Here is a 17,887-nt window from a genome sequence, read left to right on the forward strand (position 1 = left end):
TGCTTACCACATCAAAAATAAAGCGGGAGTGGCACAAATTCATGGCACACTCCCCTTTCTTTACTGATTCATACCGTATTGATTTTTCAACCATGTGACAATAGTAGGAATCATAAAGCCTGTTGGACCTTTTGGACCTTTATGTGTCGCTTTATTGATTGTCGCTGGCCCCGCAATATCAAAATGAAGATGCGGGGTTTGACCACTGAAATGTGTAATAAATGCTGCCGCAAATAAAGCTTTACCGTGCGCATTGACATGGTTCGTTAAATCCGCCACATCAGATGCTTTAATATTTTTACGTTCTGTCTCGGTAATCGGCAATTCAAACACAGGTTCCTCATAAATTTGAGAAGTTTGAAAGATTTGATTCAGCACTTCTGGTTGGACACGATGTTGGAACACGGCTGCTTTATCTTCACCTAATGCTACAACTGCCGCACCTGTCAGTGTCGCGAAATCCATAATCATCTCAGGTTTGTATTGGTTCGCATAAAACGTCGCATCAGCCAACACTAAACGCCCTTCTGCATCGGTGTTCGGCACTTCAACAGTTTCCCCACTGAGCGCTGTAAATACATCATCCGGCTTCATCGCATTATTCGCAATCATATTTTCTGCTGCCGCAATGACTGCTACAATATTCACTTTCAACTTCAATGCTCGAATCGCTTCAACCATACCCATGACATTCGCCGCACCACTCATATCAAATTTCATTGACGGCATGCCATTTTTAGATTTAATGGAATAACCACCCGAATCGTACGTAATCCCTTTACCGACTAAAGCAATCACTTGGTCTTCATGGTCTGGGTCTCCTTGATATTCTAATGTAATCATGCGCGGAGGATGTATAGACCCTTTGCCGACAGCTTGGACTAATCCGAATCCTTCTTGTTCAATCGCGTGTTCGTCTTTAATGTGGACTTTAACTGAGGTATCTTTAAAATACTGTTCCACCGTTTCAGCTAAATAAGCAGGCGTCATCATATTTGGGGGTGTATTACTCAAATCACGCGCACGGTTAATGGCGCGACCTAACTTTTGTCCTGCTTCAATTGGCGCTGTATAGTCTGATACTTGGTCACAATCCAATACCATTTTAAGATGGAACGGTGCTTTTTTGTCAGATTTATAATCATCAAATTGATAAATCGCTTGTTCACTTTGAAGCCCCATTAAATTAAAAATCGTTTCTGATTCCAGGGATTTGGCGAAAAACGTATTCACTTTTAAATTGATTTTAGCAATCGCACCTTGTTGTAAATATTGGAATAATTTGCCCCATATTTTCAAATAATCTTGTGCTTTCAATTGATTCAAATTACCTAGACCTACCGTAATTAAACGATACATTTGGCCTTCTATTGTGACTGCAGTAGACGCGATATCACCTACTTTTGAACTGATGAGATGATGTGCTTTTAATTCCGTCAATGCTTCGAAAAATGCCGTATCCTGTTTCACGACATCGAAATATTGATTTAAATGTTCTGGGACACCTGCAATGATCGCAGCTGCTGTTTCTGTTTGCTGTGAAGGCATCACTTTCACTCCTTTTCAATATGTAAAAAAGGAGTGGAAGAGCAACCTAAATCTAACATTTAGATTCCTTTTTCCACTCCCTGCATTATCATATACATTTTGTTGCACTGTATATGTGTACCGTATGCTTAAAATCTTTTTCTCTAATCAAGCATTGGACTGATGAAAGTCATACCGTTTCATCGTCAACGCGTTATTTATTGCAAAACCTTACTCAGTGAGACTTCGAATTTTAATATCGTCGGATCAAAGCAGGGTCGATTAATGCTTAAAATTTACCTTTTTTGTAAGCTAAACCTAAACCACCAATTTTAAAGATGGCACGTGTATCAATGACACGTTTCATGAATGCTGCTTTTTTACCAGTAATTTCGCGACCATAAACGATACCCACACCGTCATGACGACCTAATGAACATACTGTACCACGATCAATATATTTGAAGGCTTCTGTTGGTGCACCTTTTAAGATGTTCACAATGTTAGAAGCTGTTTTTTCACCTTGTTGCATTGCGATTTGTGCTGTTGTTGGTAATGGACGATCGCCACCTTCAGGAATGAATGCAGAGACGTCACCAATAACGAAGATGTCGTCGTAACCTTCAATAGTTAAATCTTGTTTCGTTACAATACGTCCACGTTTAACGCCTTCGAACGATTTTTCCATTAATTGGCTACCACGAACACCTGCAGCCCAAATGACAGTGTTCGCTTCTAATTGTTGCTCTTCATCGTTAATTTTAACAACGAAACCTTTGTCGTTTGCTGCAACGATAGGTGTGCCGACTTTGAACTCTACACCACGTTGTTCTAAATAGCTCACTGCATGGCTAACAAGCTCATCAGAGAACATTGGTAACATTTTTGGCGCAGCTTCTACACAAGTGACTTTGACTTTACTTTGTTCTACACCATATTTGTTAGCAAGTTCAGGGATACGGTCTGTTAATTCACCTAAAAATTCAATTCCAGTGAATCCTGCTCCGCCGACAAGAATCGCTAAGTCTTTGTCGTCTTTTGTTTTTGATGCAGCATAATTTGCAAATTTATCTTCAAGATGGCGAGAGATTTGACGCGCAGTATTGACATTTTCGATTTGGAAAGCGTGTTCTTTCATACCTTCAATACCAAATGTTTCTGATTCAAAGCCTAAAGCAACAACTAAAATATCATATTCGAAAATACCGCGTGTTGTTTCAACTTTTTTCGCATTGCGGTCGATTTTTGTGACTTCCGCACGAACGAAATCAACATGTTTTTTCAACACGTTTTCGATTGGATATAAGACATCCTCATAATTTAATGTACCTGCTGAAGCTTCATGTAACCAAGTTGCTTCATAGTGATAGTCGTTTTTGTTGATTAAAGTAATCTGTGCGTCTTGTTCTGATAATTGTTTTTGAAGTTTTGTAACAGTTTGTAAGCCCGCATAACCAGCACCTAAAACAAGTACTTTTTTACGTTCTGCCATTTGCATTCACCTATTCTTTCGTAAATATAATCAAATTCCAATAATACTGTATACCCTCTCAATTTTTACAGTACACAAAATTGTAAAATGTTGTCATTCATTAGTGTATAGTTTTTTATTATTGAATTCAAGTTAATACCCTATAAGTTTTCAACAGATTTTCATTATTTTTGTCACTCGTCTTTTTAAAATAGCTTGTGACACGTCAAATAATTGTAAGTGTGCTTAGCCTATGATATGACCTACTTGATTTCATTTGAATACATCTGTGTCATACGAAGAAAACCGAGACGATTCGATATGACGAAAAGTCTCGGATATTCAATATCACTGCGTGGTTGATTTCATATGTTACATTTCAGTCTTTTTAAGCGTGACGTTAATCGCATTAAAAAGGATGTTGTCCTCCATTTACCCGATTAACAACTTTCTGGTGAACCTGCTGCCTGCGCTGTTCTAAATGAGCTACCACAACCACATGATGCAATCGCGTTCGGATTATCAATTTGGAAACCGCCACCCATTAAAGATTGTTTAAAGTCAATAGTTGTGCCATTTAAAATCGGCGCATCTTCTTTATCTACAAGTACTTTTAAACCAAAAAATTCAAGTACTTCGTCGTTTTCACCAGGTTCAGCTTCAGCAGTCATGCCGTACGTTAAGCCTGTACAGCCCCCACCGTTTACTTTCACTTTTAAATAACCATCTGCCATATCATTTTGCTTCAACATATCTTTCACTTCATATGCTGCTGCTTCTGTCAAATTGACTACTGCCATGTTTTAGCCTCCTTAAAAAATCCACGTTTCTTCTATATGCTTATAAATATTTTGCAATAAATCGTCTGGCGTATCACCTTCGACTATATCTCCATTCACAAGTGCATAAAGCCCCGACGAACAAATTCCACAGTTTTGAAGGCAACCATAATCTAGAACATCCACGCCCGGATCATTTTCTAAAGTTTGGTAAACAACTTCTGAACCTCTCGCCATATTAGAAATACAAAACTCGACAATCGGATTCATTTTACACCCTCTTCTATGTTTTAATGTTATCAGTATAACAAATTTTAGAACAGACATCTATGTGACGGCTCATGTTAACGCTTCATCATGCGCGTCGGTTGGATTGACAAAATTGGCTTATGAAAAATTTTGAAAGCACGTGTCTTCCTTTGTTTGTGTGGCTTTCGAAAAAGGGATATAATGAAGTTTAGAGCTATGATCAATAACTTGAACGGTATTTATTTCGTTTTGTTTGGAGTCCATTGCTGAAATAGATATCGGAATATACATCACTAAAGAGGGGTATCAAAATGAAGAATTTAGTATTGCTAGGCGGCGGTTATGGTAACATGCGCATTATGTCTAAAATTTTACCAGACGCGCTTCCAAATGATTATAATATTACGTTAATCGACCGGATGCCTTACCATGGGCTTAAAACAGAATTTTATGCATTAGCTGCTGGCTCTAAATCTGATAAAGAGGTACGTGTTAATTTCCCACAACATGACAGAACCCACACAGTATACGGAGAAATTACAGATATCGATTTAGACAATCAAATCATTTCTGTAGGTCAAACAAAAGTCGATTACGATGAACTAGTGATCGGTCTAGGCTGCGAAGATAAATACCACAATGTCCCAGGTGCTAAAGAACATACGTACAGCATCCAAACTTTACATGACGCTCGTAAAACTTATCACGACATTTCTGACCTTCCTACCAATGCAACTGTCGGTATTGTCGGTGCTGGTTTAAGCGGTATCGAACTTGCAAGTGCATTACGCGAAAGCCGTAGCGATTTGAAAATCTACTTATACGACCGCGGTGAGCGTATTTTAAATCAATTCCCTGAAAAATTAAGTAATTATGTTAAAAAATGGTTCGATCAACACGATGTCACAGTCGTGCCTAATTCGGATATCGTCAAAGTTGAACCCGGTATACTTTATAATAAAGAAACGAAAAATGAACACGACCTCATCGTCTGGACAGCGGGTATTCAACCTGTCGAAATCGTGCGCAATTTGCCAGTTGACTTAAGTCGTAGTAATCGCGTCATGGTAAACCAATATCACCAAATCCCAACGTATCCTAATGTATATGTTGTTGGAGACTGTGCGAACTTGCCACATGCACCGAGCGCGCAACTCGCTGAAGAACAAGCTGACCAAATCGCCATGGTGTTAACTACATTGTGGAAAGGCAAAAGTTTACCTGAAAAAATGCCTGAAATTAAAATTCAAGGTTTCTTAGGTTCTTTAGGTGAAAAGAAAGGTTTCGCTTACTTGATGGACACTACAGTGACTGGACGTTTGGCTTCCATCTTGAAATCAGGCGTACTTTGGTTGTATAAACATCATAACGGATAGAAATTGAACTTTTACTATTCATTTAAACGCTATTTTCATAAATGCCAAAATGAGCTCGTATTTCCCGGAACTGATTCTCGGGATGCTCGCCCATATTGGCATTTTTATATTAAGGGGGCTACAATCATGCGTCAATGTTTTAGAAATCAACTCAAAAATGCATCAAAAAACGGTAAGTGCTGATTCACACTCACCGCTGTTGATCTCAACTTCCCCTATTCTGCAGATACTTCAAAGTTACGTTCAATAAAACGTTTAATTGGCTTCAATTGAACATAACCATCTGCCACATATTCATCGTTCATCGTCACTAGTGGATAAAATAACTCATCCTCTTGAATTTGTTCAATAAACTGCATATCATGATCTGACAAATTATCTTGTGACCCCATAATATCAATATACGTATATTCAAAATCGATGTTTGGATATTTGCGTGGTAATAATGTTTTCAACCAATCATACGTGTTTTCCGAACTTGGCGCATTCACGCAACTTGCACAAACGACTTCTGCACCATAAACAACGACGCTTACTTTTTCCATAGCCATCCCCCTAATTGATTCGATAGATTTTTTGTACTGATTCTATTATAATAAAAAGATAAGGATAAAATGAACCATTTAAATTTGAAAGGAGGCATTACACATGCCAACTGAAAATGCTACAATGTACGATCAAGTTGCAGAAGTCATTGAGAAATTACGCCCGTTCTTATTACGTGACGGTGGCGACTGTGAACTTGTCGACGTGGAAGATGGTATTGTAAAACTTCAATTACTCGGTGCTTGTGGAACATGCCCTAGTAGTACAATTACTTTAAAAGCTGGTATAGAACGTGCATTAGTAGAAGAAGTGCCAGGTGTTGTCGAGGTCGAACAAGTATTCTAACAACATGTTGATTTGAATGTTGTATTTCATATGAGCAAAGTGTAAAGGCTGGGATGTCAAATTTCCTCAGCCTTTTCTTTATTTTTCAGACACGTTTAAAAATGCATAGGATGACACTTCCCGCCACTTTTGAAATGGCATTGATAAAAATGAACGAGATACTTTTGTTTTTAATTCTGGCCAATGTTTAACGCAACAGCTGACTAGGTGACGATGAATAGATGTACTGGAAAATTAATCACAGGTGTCCCTAAGCAAAAAATAAGTTGAAAAGAGCCTCAACTTTTCGATGATGTTAACTGAGTCGATAAAATGGGAGTACCCTCTTTCCTTGCTTCTGTTCATGCATGATTGCCGGGTGGACGAGACTCCCGAGGGAAAGTGTGAAAATTAACAAGTTTTTTCTTTTACATATGAAAGTGGCTCATGTTTAACACAGTAGCTATCTAGATGATGTTAGCTGAGTCGATAAAATGGGAGTGCCCTCTTTCCTTGCTTCTGTTCATGCATGATTGCCGGATGGACGAGACTCCCGAGGGAACAGCTGATCCGGAAAATCCACCAACGCTTACAACAAATGTCACCGTAAAATCAAAGCGTTGGTTAGTTGAAGGATCAGCCCCCTGGGAACGCGAGTCCAAGACGGCAATCGTATGCATGCGACATGTTCTTAACGAAAAGTGGACATGCTCTTAACGCACAGTGGACACATTTCATTCTGCATTTCAGCTAAAAGAAACAAGCCAAATATGATAGACTTAATCCACCTTCACTTGATTGCGTGGTTTTTGACCTTCTAAAACGTCTTTAATATTTAATAAACACGTTTGGATCATTTGGTCACGTGTGAGTACTGTCGCACTACCGATATGTGGTGTCACAATGACGTTCGGATATTGCAGTAACGGATGATCTGTACGAATCGGTTCATCGCGCACGACATCTAAGCCACAGCCTGCAATTTCTCCTGTTTCAATCGCTTCAACGAGATCTTCTTCAACGACTAAATCCCCACGGCCGATATTAATGAAAATCGCATCATTACGCATGTTTTTGAATACTTCTTTATTGAATTTATTTTGCGTATCAGGTGTAGACGGTGCGGTACAAATAATAAAATCACTTTCTTTAATCAATTGATCAAAAGATGTGTAAAATGCACCTAGTTCTTGTTCAGCTTGAATATTTCGCGAACGGTTGTGATACAAGATGTCAGCGTGGAAGCCTTTTAAACGACGCGCAAAGGCACGGCCAATCTCACCCATTCCAAAAATACCAACTTTTGAATGATAAATATCTTTGCCCGCTAACAAATAAGGCCCCCAACTTTCCCATTTACCATCTTGTACATATTTTTCTGCTTCTACGATACGTCGGGACGTTGCCATCATGAGCGCGAAGCCTAATTCAGCTGTTGTTTCAGTAAGCACATGCGGTGTGTTTGAAATCTCGACTTCATGTTGGGCTGCTGCTTGTAAATCAATATTGTCATAACCTACAGCCATATTTGCGACAATTTTCAAATTCGGCGCCGCTTCAAATAAAGTGGCATCGATTTTCTCACTCAACGTGACAAGGATTGCTGTTTTATCTTGGACTGCTGCTAAAAATTTCTCGCGTGGCATAGGTGTCAATTCATGATCCCACATTTCAACTTCGCCTAAAGTTTCAAGACGCTCTACAAATTTCTGTGGAATACGTCGCGTTACTAAAATTTTTTCCATTTCTATCACTCGCCTTTGATTAATTGTTCACGTAACTCATTCAAATCTTTCACACTATAAGTCGGCGGTACGTCACGTTGCATCACTTCTTCTTTCGACGTCACACCTGTTTGAACATGAATCGTATCGATGCCGAAGTTAATGCCTGCCATAATATCCGTGTCGTACAAGTCACCAATCATCGCCACTTCATCTTTGTTCAGTTGTAGCACTTCGAGCGATTTATCCATAATCGGTGTTTCAGGTTTACCAATAAAGATCGGTTGTTGTTTAGATGATACCGTTACAACACTTGTCAAAGAACCGTTGCCTGGTAAAAAGCCTTGTTCTTTCGGAATCGATGGATCTGGATTGGTAGAAATAAATGTCGCACCGTTTTGAACTGCTAACGTGGCTGTCGTTAATTTTTCATAAGTAATCGCTTCGTCCAAACCTACTACGACATAATCGACATCGATGTCATTTTTAAGTTGTAAGCCCGCCTCTTCTAATGCTGTCGCTAATCCAGAGCCTCCAATCATAAAGACTGTGGCACCTGGTTTTTCACCATGGATATAATCTGCTGTTGCCATAGCTGACGTAATGACTTCTTGTGGCTTTGCGTCAATGGCCATCGTCGTTAATTTTTCCACAACATCGACTGGTGCTTTCGTTGAGTTATTCGTCACATATAAATGTGGAATTTGATTTTCATTTAAGTAATCAATAAATTCAGATGCACCTTCAATTTTTTGATTACCTTTATACATCGTTCCATCCAAGTCGATTAAATAGCCTTTGTATGCTTTCATTGCTTATTGCGCTCCTTTTCCAAATGCTGTTACAGGGACATTTTCATTTTCTAAAAACTGTAAAACTTCCTCAATAAAATGCTCATAAAATGGAACTGTTTGATCAAATAATGGGATTAACTGCGCTGTATCTAATGTATCGTAATAGTGCACGAACTGACGGCGCACATCAATCGTTTGGTGTAAAGCGTGTTGGGTCTCTTTAGAAATAGCACCCTCAAGCTCTAAAATATCAATGACATCTTTATAATTGCCTGGGTCTCTCAAAATGAAGGCATCGATAATCATGTTGCCGATATCGACCGAGGACTCAATTAACATTTGTGCGACACGTTCAAATGCGTAATGATTTGATTTTACCGCCTCATAATCTTCAGTGAGTTGTTTTAAATATTTTAATTTCGTTTCTAATTGCGTTTTATCAACAAAATACACTTTGTGGTCACCCCTATTCCCCTCTATCATATCATAATTTTGCATGCAACTTCATTTATCGCTATACTTGCCTTAACATGATTTTAAAGGAGTTACACACATGATAGATATGTTTTTATATGATGATATGGAACCTTCTCAAATTCGTTTTGTTGGCTTTGTTGGTGAACATAGTCGTTATGATTTGGTGTTGATTCAAACGGATCGTCATTATGGTAAGACGTTAGTGTTGAACACGCAGACGAATAAGTTTGGGATTATTGGGACGGATGATTTAGAGGAAGAAGGTTATATTGCTTATATTTTGGGTGTGAGTGAAGAAGAAGGCGATGAGATTACGGCTTATTTGCATGAAGTGATTCAGTAGGTTGATAAGCATTACGAATCATCGCTTTTTAGTAGAGGGTATAAACATTTCGGGTAATCGCTTTTTTGTTCGTCCGATTGCCGAACCGTGCTGCGCTTTCCCAGGGGCTGATCCCTTCAACTAAATTCGGCTTGATTATAGTGTACATTGGAAGGTAGCCGAATTGGATTTTCCGGGCCAGCTGATCCCTCGGGAGTCTTGCACGGTTCTTGGCAATTTTCGAACTGGAATAAAAAATGACTCAATGTTATACAACCACTCGACTTCTCCATTTCTTGTTTTATATTTTTTGCGCTTCTCCTCATCGCTTTTACTTCTTCCTCTCAATCATTTTTGGGGGTTGATGGTGTGAGATTTCTACTACTTATGTGGATATAATACAAGGCGCTATTGTAATGATACATTGACTGGAAATATTGCTGATTTTTGCGTTCAACACTCCCCGCTTTTAGAGTTAAATGACGTTATTTTGTTTTTACATCATCCCTCGGGAGTCTTGCACGGTTCTTGGCAATTTTGGAACTGGAATAAAAAATGACTCAATGTTATACAACCACTCGACTTCTCCACTTCTTGTTTTATATTTTTAGCGCTTCTCCTCATCGCTTTTACTTCTTCCTCTCAATCATTTTTGGGGGTTGATGGAGTGAGATTTTCTGGTCAATAAACCTCTTGTTATACGTGTTTTTCAGTGCTTTCCTCTGTTTTCTACGTAACTGATCACACTCAATGCTTAATATCCCAATTAAAAAAACAGCACGCACACGATGAAGTTAACTTTACTTCACTATGCACATGCTGCTCATAGATTATTCGAATGATTTAATCTTGTATTGTCGGTTGTATTTTGACATCCTTCAATTTATCTGTTGCATCAATAGGCGCATCATGTCCTAATTGTTGTTCGACTTCTGCTTTTGAAAGTCGACGTACGACAAAGTAGGCACATCCAAAATTACAATATTCATAGAGATAATCTTGTATCGTTGAAAAGCGCTTGTTAAAATCTGCTTTTTTATAGGAATCATGATAGAAGCCCTTTAATCTCAATTGATCGTAACCATAATCCCCAACGACAAAGTCATATTTATCTAGAATTTCAGAATATCTCGCAATAAAATCATCTTCATTGAACCCATCTTTATATGACGTTAATAATTCAAAATAATGGTTTCCTACTTTAATCATACGTTCATCACCTGGTTCTTATAATTTAAGTTGTTCTTCACCAAGTCGATGTTTCGCTTTTGCTGCTTCATTTACTTGTTCATCTGCATGGTAAGAACTACGCACTAATGGACCCGCTTGACAATGTTTGAAGCCTTTTTCCATCGCAACTTTACGCAATTTACCAAATTCTAATGGTGTGTAGTATTTTTGTACTTTTAAATGTTTACGAGAAGGTTGTAAATATTGACCGATTGTTAAAATATCTACACCGTTCGCACGTAAATCATCCATCGTTTCGTGAAGTTCTTCAATGGTTTCACCTAATCCCACCATAATACTTGATTTTGTTGGGATGTCTGGTTGCAACTCTTTAGAACGACGTAAAAATTCTAATGTACGATCATAAGTAGCACGCGCACGCACTCTTGGTGTTAAACGACGTACTGTTTCGATGTTGTGATTTAAAATGTCCGGACGTGCAGCCATTAATGTTTCTAAAGCTTCATAGTCGCCACCCATGTCAGAAGGTAAAATCTCAATTGTTGTGAATGGGTTAAGCTCACGAACTTTACGTACTGTTTCAGCGTATACGTTTGAACCGGCATCTTTCAAGTCGTCACGCGCTACTGCAGTGATAACGACGTGTTTCAAGTTCATTTGTTTCACTGAATCAGCGACACGTTCTGGCTCACCTAAGTCCAACTCATTCGGTAAACCTGTTTTAACTGCACAGAAACGACATGCACGTGTACAAACATCACCCAAAATCATAAATGTAGCCGTACGACGCTCACCCCAACACTCGTGGATGTTTGGACATTTTGCTTCCTCACATACAGTATGTAGTCCCTTTTCGCGCATCATTTTCTTTAAGCCTGTGTAGTTCTCATTTGTGTTTAACTTTATTTTAAGCCAATCTGGTTTGCGTAAAATTTCTTCATTTTTTGTAGCCATAACAGCGGAAAACCTCCCATAATTTATAGGTCTTACTATATTATAACGAAATTTACAAGAAATTAAAATCTCCTGTTCATGCAAATTAAACCGTTAACAACTTTTCTTTAAATATGTCTCTTAAAAACTCAGGCATTAAATATTGGATGTGACCGTCTTTTAAGGTTGGAAAATAGCGTCCAAACGTGTACATATCGACTGTCCCTAAAATATAAGTCGCCTCATCATCAATCTCTTTGCCATTCACAAAGTAACGTTCACTCGATTCAATGTAGCCCGCATCATATAAAATATAACCGCCAAAGATATCCCCACGAAAACCTAGACCTTGCGCGTAATCGTACATATATTCTTGTGCACGGGCTTTCAATAACACTTCTTTCAATTCAGCCCCTGTTAAACGAATGCGCACGACATTGATCGGATGTGGCAACATTTGATGGATATCGTATTCGGTTAATCGTTGTGCCGTATAGCCTTTGACGATCAGTCCTGCATTAATAATTGTACAGTCCGCTTCGGTAAATTCGTGCACACTTTCAGCTAACAAATAACTCGCTTCTGTAATATGATTCATCGCACGTTGCAAAGTAATCGGTGTATCCACGACTGGTGCGTTGAGGAGTGCTTTCCCTTCCGCTTCAAAGTTCGTCTCAACTTCAGGCAATTGTTCGAGTGGATGTAACATCGCAGTCTTCTCAATGACTTTACCGTCTTCTATCTCTAACGTCACTTCCCCTAAATATTGACCGTACTTTCCTGCTGCCGCCATTAATACATCATTTTGAACTTCACCATCTTCAAAATAATGATGAGTATGCGCACCAAAGATAACATCAATTTCTGGTATCGTTTCGCAAAGTTTCTCATCAAAAAAGATACCGACATGACTCAATACAATCAAAACGTCATATTCACCTTCATGCACGGCGATTTCTTGTCGTATCGCATCAAGTGGATCAGTCACTACCCAATCTAGTGCGCGATAAAATGGGGTGAAGGGTGCGGTTGCTGCGACATACATCACACGTACGCCTTCGATTTGTTCAATATAAGACGTTAAACAGTTGTGCGGTAATTGACCTGATTCATCTAATACATTCGTACACGTCACTTTAAACTGTGCCTCATCGTACAATGCATTCAGCGCTTCATGTGAAATCGTCATGCCTTCATTGTTCCCGATTGTCGCTACATCACATCCTGCTTCATTCAGGAGTTCGATATTGCGCTTCCCTAACGTGCCTTCTGTTACAGGTAAGGACAAATCGACATGATCGCCGATATCGACATAACGAGAAGGGTGCGTTAATTGTGCACGTGCCTTTGTTAAATAAGCTGTGATACGTGAATAAGCATGTAAATGACTGTGAATATCATTCGTATGATAAATCGTTAAACGCATAATCTCGCCTCACTTTTTAGTTAAAGAATGATTGTAAAATGAGATAAATCCCTAATCCTAGCATGACTAAGCGTAAAATTAAGACTACGGTATCGGATTTGACCGTTTTATTTAATCTCACACCTAATTGTGCACCGACCCAACTTGAAATGATCAAAATCAAACTGTAACCCCATAACACATGACCTAACATAATATGGCCGATGGAACCCGTCACACTTGAGAAGAAAATCATCATCATGCTTGTCCCTACTGCAACATGGGGTGGGAAACGGAACACCAGTAACATGAGTGGCGTCATCAATGCACCACCGCCAATGCCAAATAAGCCTGCTGTTAAACCAATAACAAATGACGCGATCACCGCAATAGATGGCACTACACCATAACGATAATGCTCACCGTGTGCATCTGTAAATGACTTCATATAGCGTTCTTGTTGGAAAGCCTTAATCGGTGGGATACGATGACGCACCATGAGTAAAACAGACACAAGAATCAAAAACATCCCAAAATATAGATTAAATGAATGGAGTGTTAAATACTGGCTGAGGTAAGCACCAATCAATGCCCCAGGAATAATCCCAATCGTGAAGATAAAGCCGTTTTTCACATCCACTTGTTTTTGTTTTAAATACCCTACCGTTGAGGACAACCCTGTCGCAATCAAAATGATAGATGATGTACCAATGGCCGTCTGGGGTGTAATGCCTCCTAAAACATTTAATGTGACACCAAAATAAATTAATGTCGGAACAATAATAATGCCGCCACCGATTCCGACTAAAGAACCGATAATAGCGGATAAAAATCCTACCAAAATAAGAATAATGACACTCAACGTCATGCCCTCCTCTAAAATAATTTAAGTTGTTGTGGTGCTAAACCTTCATAATCAATGCCTAAAAGCTTTTGAAAATATTTGGCATTTGCTGCAGCATGACCGCCTGAGTTGTTGTTAAACACGACATATACATGTTGCGCTTTTTGATTTAATAATGTTACTTTATCTGCTAATTGTTGTAATTCTTCAGCGTTATAATTATAAAGATACCGCACATCTCGCCACTCTTGGTCCGTCATATCCTTTTTCGTCCAACCATACTTGTTTCGTCCATGAAGTCGAACGAGTGCCGTTTGATGTGTAATGCGGTTCACCAATGGGATGCTCCCCTCTCCGACTTGCGGTTCATCACACACCGAATGAATCAGTTGATTGTCTGTTAAAAATTGTAACGTATGCTCTTTCATTTCACCTTGGAACCAAGATTGATGACGAAATTCGATACATACCGGTACATGCTCGAGTTGCGCGCGGACGTAGCGAATATATTTAATATTTTTAGCATTACAATCAAACCAAGGCGGAAACTGCACGAGAACCATGGCTAAACGATTGGCTTCCACTAATGGTTGCAACATCAGTCGAAAGTCATGAAATAAACTTTCAATCGTGTCTGCATAGTCGTGGTAATCTGCATGTAACGTGAGTGCTTGATGAATTTTGACGACGAATTTAAAGCGTTGTGGCGTTTCACTCATCCATTTCACAATATTACGTTCAGGTTGGATGGCATAGTAAGACGCATCTAATTCAACGACTGGAAAATGACTTGCATAAGTTTGTAGTTTGTCTGTTTTGCGCTGTAAATCTTCATACAAGGTGTCGTGATCGCCCCACCCTGTTAGACCAATTTCTATCATTTTTATCACCGCCTTCATTTTATCATATCCACCACGATGATGTACGTGATGGTGCCCCTCGTTTGTTGGAAAGCGGCATCGGGTATAATGGGATTAAAGACGTGCAAAAAGGAGTTTTTAATGATGGTAAAACAAATCAGTTACGGGACACATGAAGACCAACATTATGACATTTATGACAATGAACAGAAGACGTCACAAGCATGGATTGTTCTCATTCATGGTGGCTATTGGAGACAAAAATATAGTAAAGCGATGATGGATTTAATGATTGATACATTGATTGAAGCAGGCTATGCGGTAGTCAATGTGGAATATCGTCGCGGTACAGCACATCCATGGCCGATACCGAGCGACGATGTGGCAGCAGCAATCCAACATTTTAAAGCTTCTGACTATCAACCACAACAACTGGTCGGCATCGGACATTCCGTGGGTGGACAACTCGCCTTATTAAACGCACAGTTATTCGATCAAATCGTCGCGCTCGCACCTGTGACAGACGTCCTTTACACGTTACACCAACATTTAGGACAAGACGCTGCAGCAGAATATTTTGACTCTAGCTCAACCCATACGATGCGCGCGGCTTCACCTTTAATGCAAGCGCCCATTGATGTCGATACACTCATTATACACGGATTTAACGACACTTCCGTACATATGGATACCACGCTCTCCTATGTACAAGAAAACTATAAGCATGGCCAATATTTAACACTCTATGCCTTACCTTATTTAGATCATTTGGATTGTATTAACCCTGGGGCGACACATCTCAATATGTTATTAGAATGGCTCGCCCATCGTACTGCAGGCGATACGGTATAGCGGGCCCACATGATGCATAGTTACATGTTGAATTGTTCAGCTTGTGACTGTGCATTTTGAATCAGTTGCTTGAAAAAAGTAGCCGCATCATGATCTTGCGCGAGACGGACACCTTGACCACTCCACATATGCATCCATTTGGTGAGACCTGCTTTTCCTGCCGCAGCCCGAATTTGTTTTGTTAAATCATTTTGTATTGGATAAGGTAAAACGGCCGGACCTTCTTCGCGTAAATGCTGAATCAACGCATTGTGCAGTCCTCTTGCAGGTTTCCCACTGATTTCATGTGTCACAATCGCATCTGTTTCATTACTGTTAAAAATCACTTGTTTATGCACTGATTTTGCGTTACGTTCATGCGTTGTTAAAAAAGCTGTCCCCATTTGAACGCCTTGTGCACCTAGCGCATGACTTGCAAGCCAACCGCGACTATCCATCACACCACCTGCTGCAATCACTGGAATATTGACATGATCCACCACTTGAGGAATGAGTACCATTGTTCCGATTAATGACGTCGTCTCTTGACGATCAATAAATGTCGCACGGTGACCGCCTGCTTCACTTCCTTGTGCCACAACTGCATCTAAACCTCCCGCTTCTACTGCTTTGGCTTCTTCAACGGTTGTCGCACTGCCAATTAATATTGTACCTGCTGCTTTTAAACGGTTGATTGTTTTTTCATCAGGAATTCCAAAAGTGAAACTGCAAATCGGAACGTGTTGTTCAACGACAATGTCAATCATTGTGTCAAATGCAGCAGAATCATGTTCGCCAATTGTCGGTTGTTCAAGATTTAATGCTTGGCGATAAGGTGCTAAAAAGTCGTTCATCGCCGCCACCTCTGCATCTGTATATGAAAATGACTCTGGCACAAATAAATTGACTGAAAAAGACTTGGATGTGCGTGCTTTCACTTTTAAAATTTCTTGTTCGAGTGCTGCTGGCGTCATATAACCTGCACCAATCGTCCCAAGTCCGCCTAATTCACTGACCGTTGCGACGAGTTCTGGTGTCGTACTTCCGGCCATTCCCGCTTGTATCATTGGATAGTCAATTCGACATTGTTCTATCACCTTTGTTTTATACCACATTACGCTTTCCCCTTAAGTTTAAGAAAAAAGCCGGGACACAATGATCTCCCAGCCAGTTTCTATATTTTCATATCGCGTTAACGGATTAGTTTCAATTTATCGCTTTCTTCGCGATCCATTTCATCTTCAATTTCCATACCTAACATTTCTTCAATCAAATCTTCATGTGTCACAATCGCATCTGTACCACCATATTCATCAAGGACAATGGCCATATGTTTACGTGTGACCGTCATCTTTCTCAATACCCATTCAGCACGGTTATGTTCATAAACAAACAACGGCTCTGAACAGAAATCTGTCACTGCTTTGTCGGGTGTTTTACTCCAAGCTAACAAATATTTAGAATGAAACACGCCTACCACGTTATCGATATCACCTTCATATACCGGATAACGCGTGTATGGATGATTCATCACAATGTCATACACTTCATCATACGTATCCTCTACAGATAGTGACGTCACATTCACACGTGGTGTATTGCTGACATCATTCACTTTCAAACGATCAAAATCCATGACCCCTTGAATACGATTCCGTTCCATTTCGTTAAATGCGCCTTCCGTACCTGCAATCGACACCATCGTGCGCACTTCTTCTTTAGACATACCTTGATTTTCTTGACCACGTGACAATATACGGTTAATGCCATCTGTCAAAGCATTCAACACGACCGTTATCGGCTTAAAAACGATGACACAAAGGTGGATCACTGGATATACAAAACGTGCAATTGGATCTGGAAACGTTGCGGCTACAGATTTCGGAATCACTTCAGCAAATACGATAATGACGACCGTTAACACCGCGGACGCAATACCGACACTTAAGCCCATATCTACTGCTAAAATCGTAACTAATGTTGGCAACAAAATATTCGCAATGTTATTACCGATTAGAATAGTGGTAATGAATTCACTCGGTTTTTCTAATAACTTCAATAATTTCGCGGATCTTTGGTGATTCTGGTCCGCTTCAGATTTTAATTTGACCTTGTTTGCTGCGGTAAGTGCCGTTTCACTCCCCGAAAAGAAACAAGAGACAATGATGAGTAAAATGATCGCAATGATCATTAAGCTGTTCCCCCTCTTAATCTCTAGCATAAGAAAATAGTCG

The 17,887-nt window shown here is 39.6% G+C and carries 19 protein-coding genes; 4 read left to right on the forward strand and 15 right to left on the reverse strand.

Annotated features, from left to right (window positions below; translation table 11 throughout):
• Positions 1-60: 60 nt before the first annotated feature.
• The 4 genes from EL101_RS10285 to EL101_RS10300 all read right to left on the reverse strand — a co-directional run bounded on the left by EL101_RS10285 (position 61) and on the right by EL101_RS10300 (position 4,047).
• Entirely contained in the window at positions 61-1,548 is a 1,488-nt protein-coding gene (locus tag EL101_RS10285) for a leucyl aminopeptidase family protein (RefSeq protein ID WP_096596508.1), read from the reverse strand.
• A gap of 268 nt (positions 1,549-1,816) precedes the next feature.
• Complete coding sequence (locus EL101_RS10290) at positions 1,817-3,019, reverse strand: NAD(P)/FAD-dependent oxidoreductase (protein WP_096596507.1); 1,203 nt, start codon at positions 3,017-3,019, stop codon at positions 1,817-1,819.
• Between the two features lie 419 nt (positions 3,020-3,438).
• On the reverse strand, positions 3,439-3,798 hold the full coding sequence (locus tag EL101_RS10295; RefSeq protein ID WP_014614425.1) for a HesB/IscA family protein: 360 nt from the start codon (positions 3,796-3,798) through the stop codon (positions 3,439-3,441).
• A 12-nt stretch (positions 3,799-3,810) separates the two neighbouring features.
• Positions 3,811-4,047: a YuzB family protein gene (locus EL101_RS10300; RefSeq protein ID WP_019166985.1), complete on the reverse strand. Its 237-nt coding sequence runs from the start codon at positions 4,045-4,047 to the stop codon at positions 3,811-3,813.
• Between the two features lie 290 nt (positions 4,048-4,337).
• Between EL101_RS10300 and EL101_RS10305 the strand changes: the two genes are divergently transcribed.
• A complete protein-coding gene (locus tag EL101_RS10305) occupies positions 4,338-5,402 on the forward strand; it encodes an NAD(P)/FAD-dependent oxidoreductase (protein WP_019166986.1) in 1,065 nt (354 codons plus the stop codon).
• A 215-nt stretch (positions 5,403-5,617) separates the two neighbouring features.
• Here the strand turns inward: EL101_RS10305 and EL101_RS10310 are convergent, their stop codons facing one another.
• Positions 5,618-5,947, reverse strand: coding sequence for a YuzD family protein (locus EL101_RS10310; RefSeq protein WP_096542176.1), 330 nt, complete (start codon positions 5,945-5,947; stop codon positions 5,618-5,620).
• Between the two features lie 103 nt (positions 5,948-6,050).
• Between EL101_RS10310 and EL101_RS10315 the strand changes: the two genes are divergently transcribed.
• Positions 6,051-6,293, forward strand: coding sequence for a NifU family protein (locus tag EL101_RS10315; RefSeq protein ID WP_014614429.1), 243 nt, complete (start codon positions 6,051-6,053; stop codon positions 6,291-6,293).
• Positions 6,294-7,051: 758 nt separating this feature from the next.
• Here the strand turns inward: EL101_RS10315 and EL101_RS10320 are convergent.
• The 3 genes from EL101_RS10320 to EL101_RS10330 are packed head-to-tail and all read right to left on the reverse strand — an operon-like array spanning position 7,052 to position 9,243.
• Positions 7,052-8,017, reverse strand: a complete 966-nt coding sequence (locus EL101_RS10320) for a 2-hydroxyacid dehydrogenase (protein WP_096596506.1) — start codon at positions 8,015-8,017, stop codon at positions 7,052-7,054.
• Positions 8,018-8,022: 5 nt separating this feature from the next.
• Positions 8,023-8,808, reverse strand: a complete 786-nt coding sequence (locus EL101_RS10325; protein ID WP_096542182.1) for a TIGR01457 family HAD-type hydrolase — start codon at positions 8,806-8,808, stop codon at positions 8,023-8,025.
• A gap of 3 nt (positions 8,809-8,811) precedes the next feature.
• Positions 8,812-9,243 carry a DUF86 domain-containing protein gene (locus tag EL101_RS10330; protein ID WP_170141204.1) on the reverse strand — a complete coding sequence of 144 codons (432 nt, stop codon included), beginning with the start codon at positions 9,241-9,243 and terminating at the stop codon, positions 8,812-8,814.
• A 100-nt stretch (positions 9,244-9,343) separates the two neighbouring features.
• On the opposite strand from EL101_RS10330, the gene EL101_RS10335 reads away from it, so the two are divergent.
• Positions 9,344-9,610, forward strand: coding sequence for a DUF3055 domain-containing protein (locus EL101_RS10335; RefSeq protein WP_019166991.1), 267 nt, complete (start codon positions 9,344-9,346; stop codon positions 9,608-9,610).
• A gap of 822 nt (positions 9,611-10,432) precedes the next feature.
• Here the strand turns inward: EL101_RS10335 and EL101_RS10345 are convergent.
• The 5 genes from EL101_RS10345 to EL101_RS10365 form a co-directional block, all read right to left on the reverse strand.
• Positions 10,433-10,798 (reverse strand): YutD family protein, encoded by a 366-nt coding sequence (locus EL101_RS10345; RefSeq protein WP_014614434.1) that lies wholly within the window; start codon positions 10,796-10,798, stop codon positions 10,433-10,435.
• Between the two features lie 18 nt (positions 10,799-10,816).
• Positions 10,817-11,734, reverse strand: a complete 918-nt coding sequence (lipA, locus tag EL101_RS10350; protein WP_014614435.1) for a lipoyl synthase — start codon at positions 11,732-11,734, stop codon at positions 10,817-10,819.
• Between the two features lie 85 nt (positions 11,735-11,819).
• Entirely contained in the window at positions 11,820-13,139 is a 1,320-nt protein-coding gene (locus tag EL101_RS10355; protein ID WP_096596503.1) for a bifunctional metallophosphatase/5'-nucleotidase, read from the reverse strand.
• Positions 13,140-13,155: 16 nt separating this feature from the next.
• Positions 13,156-13,986: a sulfite exporter TauE/SafE family protein gene (locus EL101_RS10360; RefSeq protein ID WP_164715584.1), complete on the reverse strand. Its 831-nt coding sequence runs from the start codon at positions 13,984-13,986 to the stop codon at positions 13,156-13,158.
• An 8-nt stretch (positions 13,987-13,994) separates the two neighbouring features.
• A complete protein-coding gene (locus EL101_RS10365; protein ID WP_096596550.1) occupies positions 13,995-14,843 on the reverse strand; it encodes a DUF72 domain-containing protein in 849 nt (282 codons plus the stop codon).
• Between the two features lie 123 nt (positions 14,844-14,966).
• Between EL101_RS10365 and EL101_RS10370 the strand changes: the two genes are divergently transcribed.
• On the forward strand, positions 14,967-15,674 hold the full coding sequence (locus EL101_RS10370) for an alpha/beta hydrolase family protein (RefSeq protein WP_096596501.1): 708 nt from the start codon (positions 14,967-14,969) through the stop codon (positions 15,672-15,674).
• Between the two features lie 20 nt (positions 15,675-15,694).
• Here the strand turns inward: EL101_RS10370 and EL101_RS10375 are convergent, their stop codons facing one another.
• Together EL101_RS10375 and EL101_RS10380 are read right to left on the reverse strand one after the other, a co-directional pair.
• The gene (locus EL101_RS10375; protein WP_096596500.1) at positions 15,695-16,768 is read right to left on the reverse strand and encodes an NAD(P)H-dependent flavin oxidoreductase; all 1,074 of its coding nucleotides are present in this window, start codon (positions 16,766-16,768) and stop codon (positions 15,695-15,697) included.
• 77 nt (positions 16,769-16,845) lie between these two features.
• Positions 16,846-17,844 carry a hemolysin family protein gene (locus tag EL101_RS10380; RefSeq protein ID WP_096596499.1) on the reverse strand — a complete coding sequence of 333 codons (999 nt, stop codon included), beginning with the start codon at positions 17,842-17,844 and terminating at the stop codon, positions 16,846-16,848.
• Between the last annotated feature and the right edge of the window lie 43 nt (positions 17,845-17,887).

This window comes from Staphylococcus delphini (assembly GCF_900636325.1).
GTDB lineage: Bacteria > Bacillota > Bacilli > Staphylococcales > Staphylococcaceae > Staphylococcus > Staphylococcus delphini.